The organism is Candidatus Accumulibacter vicinus (assembly GCF_000584955.1).
Taxonomy (GTDB): Bacteria; Pseudomonadota; Gammaproteobacteria; order Burkholderiales; family Rhodocyclaceae; genus Accumulibacter; species Accumulibacter vicinus.
Window position 1 is genome coordinate 1,843 of record NZ_JDSS02000036.1, and the last position, 4,606, is coordinate 6,448.

6 protein-coding genes and 1 pseudogene are annotated in these 4,606 nt (G+C 59.5%); all 7 read right to left on the reverse strand.

Going from position 1 to position 4,606, the window contains the following annotated elements; all coding sequences use genetic code 11:
• The coding region (locus CAPSK01_RS15610; RefSeq protein WP_273703811.1) for an erythromycin esterase family protein at positions 1–817 on the reverse strand (817 nt) is incomplete at its 3' end.
• A gap of 241 nt (positions 818–1,058) precedes the next feature.
• Positions 1,059–2,240 carry a methyl-accepting chemotaxis protein gene (locus CAPSK01_RS15615; RefSeq protein WP_337958604.1) on the reverse strand — a complete coding sequence of 394 codons (1,182 nt, stop codon included), beginning with the start codon at positions 2,238–2,240 and terminating at the stop codon, positions 1,059–1,061.
• The gene (locus tag CAPSK01_RS15620) at positions 2,141–2,551 is read right to left on the reverse strand and encodes a hypothetical protein (RefSeq protein ID WP_034928748.1); all 411 of its coding nucleotides are present in this window, start codon (positions 2,549–2,551) and stop codon (positions 2,141–2,143) included. Before CAPSK01_RS15620 ends, CAPSK01_RS15615 begins: the two co-directional genes overlap by 100 nt.
• 17 nt (positions 2,552–2,568) lie before the next feature.
• Positions 2,569–2,850, reverse strand: a complete 282-nt coding sequence (locus tag CAPSK01_RS15625) for a hypothetical protein (RefSeq protein WP_273703812.1) — start codon at positions 2,848–2,850, stop codon at positions 2,569–2,571.
• A complete protein-coding gene (locus tag CAPSK01_RS23325) occupies positions 2,847–3,482 on the reverse strand; it encodes a substrate-binding domain-containing protein (protein ID WP_273703813.1) in 636 nt (211 codons plus the stop codon). Before CAPSK01_RS23325 ends, CAPSK01_RS15625 begins: the two co-directional genes overlap by 4 nt.
• Positions 3,483–3,526: 44 nt before the next feature.
• Positions 3,527–4,012 (reverse strand): hypothetical protein, encoded by a 486-nt coding sequence (locus tag CAPSK01_RS15635; protein WP_034928753.1) that lies wholly within the window; start codon positions 4,010–4,012, stop codon positions 3,527–3,529.
• Between the two features lie 197 nt (positions 4,013–4,209).
• A pseudogene (locus tag CAPSK01_RS23330) lies at positions 4,210–4,606 on the reverse strand (hypothetical protein); the annotation flags it as partial.

Genomic DNA, 4,606 nt, shown 5'->3' on the forward strand with positions numbered 1-4,606 from the left:
TCGCGCGCGCGCTCATCAGCGCGGCAAACGCGGCCGGTGCCGGATCTGGTCCGGCCAGTTGGCGCATTTTCGTGAGGCGGGATTGCACCTGTCTTTCGCAGGAAGGCATGGCTCCGTTGGCCACATCGCGGCCATAGAGGTGTGGATCAAGCGGCGGCCGGGTGTATGGGGCGAAGCACCGGTAGTCGCGTCTGGCTCGCCTGGCTTCCTGCGGATCATATGCCTCAAGGTAGCGCACGACCTGGACGATCGCTTCCGGGACACCATACAGATCCATTCCGTATACCGGGATGGCCGGACTGGCGGGCGCCGCCTGCTCGCTCGATTTCTTGAGATGATCGAGAAAAACGGCGAACTGTTCATTCCGCCACACCCAGCGCGGGAAGTGCTGAAACACGCGCAAGGCGGTTGCCGCATCCGCTGCGCGCAGCCTCCCCTGGACGAAATCGTCGAGCTGTGTCGCCGGTGCCCAGCCAGCTTCAAGGACCAAGGCCCGGAAGTCTTTCTCATTGATCAGTCGTTGCGTGATGCGGGCACGTTCGTCGTAGAACTCGGCGCTGCCATGTGTCGATTCGCCCAACAGGACGATGTTCGCATTGCCGATCGAAGCGAGCAGTCCATCGTAGTCGCCGACACTGTGGGTGATGGCCCGAGCGTGGTCGCGAATCCTGGCAACCACTGTCGATGCGGGTGGCTGCACACTCTCGCCCGCCAGGAGTCCCTGGCAAGCGAGCAGCAACAGAACCCGGATGGCCAGCCACCGCAAGCGGGTCATCCGCGTCGGGCGGACATACATCCCCGAACCAACTGATCTCATGGATTGTGCGAAGTATGGAGTGGGAGAACCCGGCAAGGACCTGAAAGAAATCGAACGCTACCGGCGAAAGTATATTTTTTCCCATCAACCGCGGTCAATTCTACCCAAGCAGGACATCTTGATCGGCCCGGCCTGCACAGTATGTCTATTCGTGGCAATCACCTCAAGACAACGCGGAATGGCCCTGGAACTCTGGATTCTTGCCAAAATAGTCAAAGCATTCCCTGAGCCCATGACGGTTCTATTCGTTCATGTTCAGGAATTCGACCCCGCACAGAAGGTCATTCTCCTCCTGGCATTGCCAGGTAACCCGCCCCATGACCCGTAAGGGGTCCTGCTGTTCATATTCCAACTGCGCCAGTTGCTGGCAACTGGCGTCAACGATTCTTTGATTGACTTGCGCGGTTTCTAGGGAATTGCTGGCCATTTCGTCGATCGTGCGAACACTTTGTTTGGCTTGTTCCTGGGTGACATCGAATTTCTGCACCACGACAGACATGGTCGATACCACCTGCTGAACCTTGCCGGAAAGTTCGCCGGTGATCTGTCCCACCTCCATCGCTGAACCTGTCGTGCGCTCGGCGAGTTTCCTCACCTCATCAGCCACCACCGCGAAACCGCGTCCTTGCTCACCAGCGCGCGCTGCTTCGATGGCGGCGTTCAGGGCCAAGAGGTTGGTTTGTCCGGCGATATCCTTGATCGCGTTGGCGATGGTGTGAATCTGCTGGGCGGATCGCTCCAGATCCTGAATCTCGAGCGCAGCGCGTCCCACCTCTTGCGTCGCCGCTTCCATCGAAGCAATGCTGCGCTTCACGTTGTCGATCCCGGCACGCGCGAATGCCTCCACTTCACGCGTGCGGCCGACCGCTTCCGTGGCCTGCTGCTGAACACTGGAGGAGATTTGGTGCAGTTGCTGCATGGCGCTGGAAACTTCTTCCGATCGGCTTTCCTGCTTGCGGCTGACCTGGGAGATTTCGTTCGAGATCGCGGCAACATGGTATGCCGATTGGCCCATGTTCAAGCCGCACGCTTCTATCTCCTGCAAGACCGTGTTCAGTTTATCCTGCATGTGACGAAACGCGCTGAGCAACTGCGCCGTTTCGTCGCTACCCACCGCATCAATGGTCGCCGACAGATTGCCTGCGGCGATCCCTTCTGCGACCGTAACGACATGGCGAATCGGCTTGACGACTTTGCGTAACACAAAGCCACCGGCCAGCGCTGCCGTGGCGACAACGGCGAGCAGAGTCGCGACCTGAAGCCAGTGCGCAATTCTCGATAAGCGTCCTCGCGCCGCTTCGGTCTGGACCAATTGCTCGCCAACTAAAGTGGCAATCCGTCCTTCCTGGTCGCGCAGTTGGTCCAATCGCCTGGCGCCCTCCTCATTGCGGTTTTCCAGGAAAACTGAGTTGATCGCCACCACGGCGGCAAAAAATCTTCGAACCGTTGCCGCAGATTCCCATCGTCGTCGCCGAGTTTCCGCAGGGACTCGCCGGATTGCTGCGCTGCCCTGGCCGCTTCAATGGCAAAGGATTCACTGCGCGTCAGAATGCCACTCTGAATCCGGCTGGCGATCGCATTGATTCCGGTTTTCACCTCGAGTAAGGCCCGTTCCCTATGCGCGATACTCTCCCGGCGGACCTCAAACCGGAACAGCAGGATCAACAGTATCAGGACAACCAGACCAAGCAGCAGAAATGGCGCCAGGATCTTCTTGGTCAAGGTCAGTTGCATGGCCTCTCTCCCAAACGCTAGCGGCTTTCGACAGGCAGAAAGCCGAGCGACTTCACCACTTTTTGGCCGTCTTCGCTGCGCGCCAATGCGAGAAAGGAGTTGATGCTGTCAGACTCCCGGGCATAGACGAGATTGAGCGGGCGCACGATCGGGTAACGCCTGCTGCGAATCGCCTCATCGGACGGATCGATGGCTTCCAAAGCGACGACCTTGACCGGCATTCCCGCGTGCACCAGCGAGCGGGCCGTTCCTACCGAGACGTAACCAATAGCGCCTGACAGCCCGCCGACGAGGGTCAAGGCTTCGAGGTTTGAACCGATGATATAGGTTTGCTTACTGATCGTGGGTTTGTCGCTTTTTTACGATCAGGGATGAGCAGACCGGTGTAATGCTCGAACAGTTCGAGCGTGCTGCGACCGACCTCCTTGCTGACACGGATGAGAGGGAGATCAGGCCCCCCCAGTGCCTGCCAGTTATTGATCTTGCCCGAGTACACGTCGACCAACTGCGCCTTGGTTAAGCTGCTGACCGGATTGTCCTTGTTGACGATGATCGCCAGCGCATCCATGGCAATCACCGTATTTTTGAGGGTCAATTTTTCGTCGGCGTGAAGCTCGCGCGAGACCATTCCGATCTGGCTGGTTCCGGAGAGAGTGTTCTTGACCCCGGCGCCGCTTCCTCCGCCAGACAACTTGACCGGTTCTCCGCCCTGAGCGGTGAACAGGGGAATGAGTTTCTCGACTACCGGCTGTACTGTGCTGGCTCCCGAGATATCGAGCGCGGCGAGCGGTGGACTGAGCGTCACCGCCGTCATCGCGAACAGAACAACCGTCAACGACCGGGCAAGGGGTAATGCATCACGCTTGCCGATGCCATGGGTGATTTGTAGCCAAGGATCAACACCTACACCGTTCCTCACATCGTCCTCCATCCCTCACAAGAGACTCCACACGGCCTTTCCGTTCGAGCGAAGGGTCAGGCTGCATTTGCTGCCACTCGCCTGGCCTTGGCTTCGCTGACCATTTCGCCACGTGGCCACTGCAAATACGGAAGCAGCGTGATTCGATCGACATCACTCAGCGGTTGGCGCAAGGCCGCGGCGACCGCACGAGCCTGTGGCCACGGCGCAGTTGCAGAAACTTCGGCATAGAAGTGCATCAGCTTCTGGATGTTTTCGATGGCCGGGCTCTTCTCGAGCGGGCGCAGGTCACAGACGAAGTCGAACTCGAACGAGTTGTCGCGCTGATGCCACTGATTTGGCTGCCAGGCGTGTTCCGGGTCTTCATAGAGCATCAGGTTCATGATGTCCACGCCCTTTGCCTCTGGGCCGCGAAGCTGCTCGCGAATGGGCCTGAGCCTGCGCGAGAACCATTCCGCAAAGCCCCAATGGGAGGACGACAGACTCCGCGTGCGTGCCTCGGTTACTGCGTGGAAGTAGATGCGGACGCTCGCAATGGTCATGTGCGGCTCAATTCGAAGTGGCAATCCTATTTGCCAAGGCGTGCTGGGTCATCATCCGAAATGGAGACGCCGAAAATAGTAGTTATATCATAATGATGTTCGCCATGATCTGGAAACTTCCGGCAATTGCGTCGGAGCCGACATCGCCCCGGACACTATCCTTGACCCCAGCAACATCCCCGAGCATTGCCAGGGGATCAATCCGTCCCCAGTTTTGCGAGACCCGACAGATTGCCGCGCCGCAAATCCGCGTGGATTGGCGTCAGGTCGGCTCCGGCCTGCACGACGCGGGTGAAGTCCTTGGCCGATCGCGGCGGGCCGACGTACAGGGCGCCGACCAATTCGCCCTGGCGCAGGATCAGGCGCCACCATGCCGCGTCGTTCGGCCCCGCCGTGTATTCTTCATCGCCAGGCTTGGCGGCGATTTCGCCAAAGCTGCGCAGGTCGATCCCGTCGCACTTGAGCTGAAGGACGATGCGTGGCGCCTGATACGGTTGCTTCCTGCCGAGCAGTGCGTTGGCGGCCGTGACCGCCTGGGCGGCGCCGACGGTCCACAGGCCGCCGATGGCACCAGGCAGTTCGGCGACGTCGCCG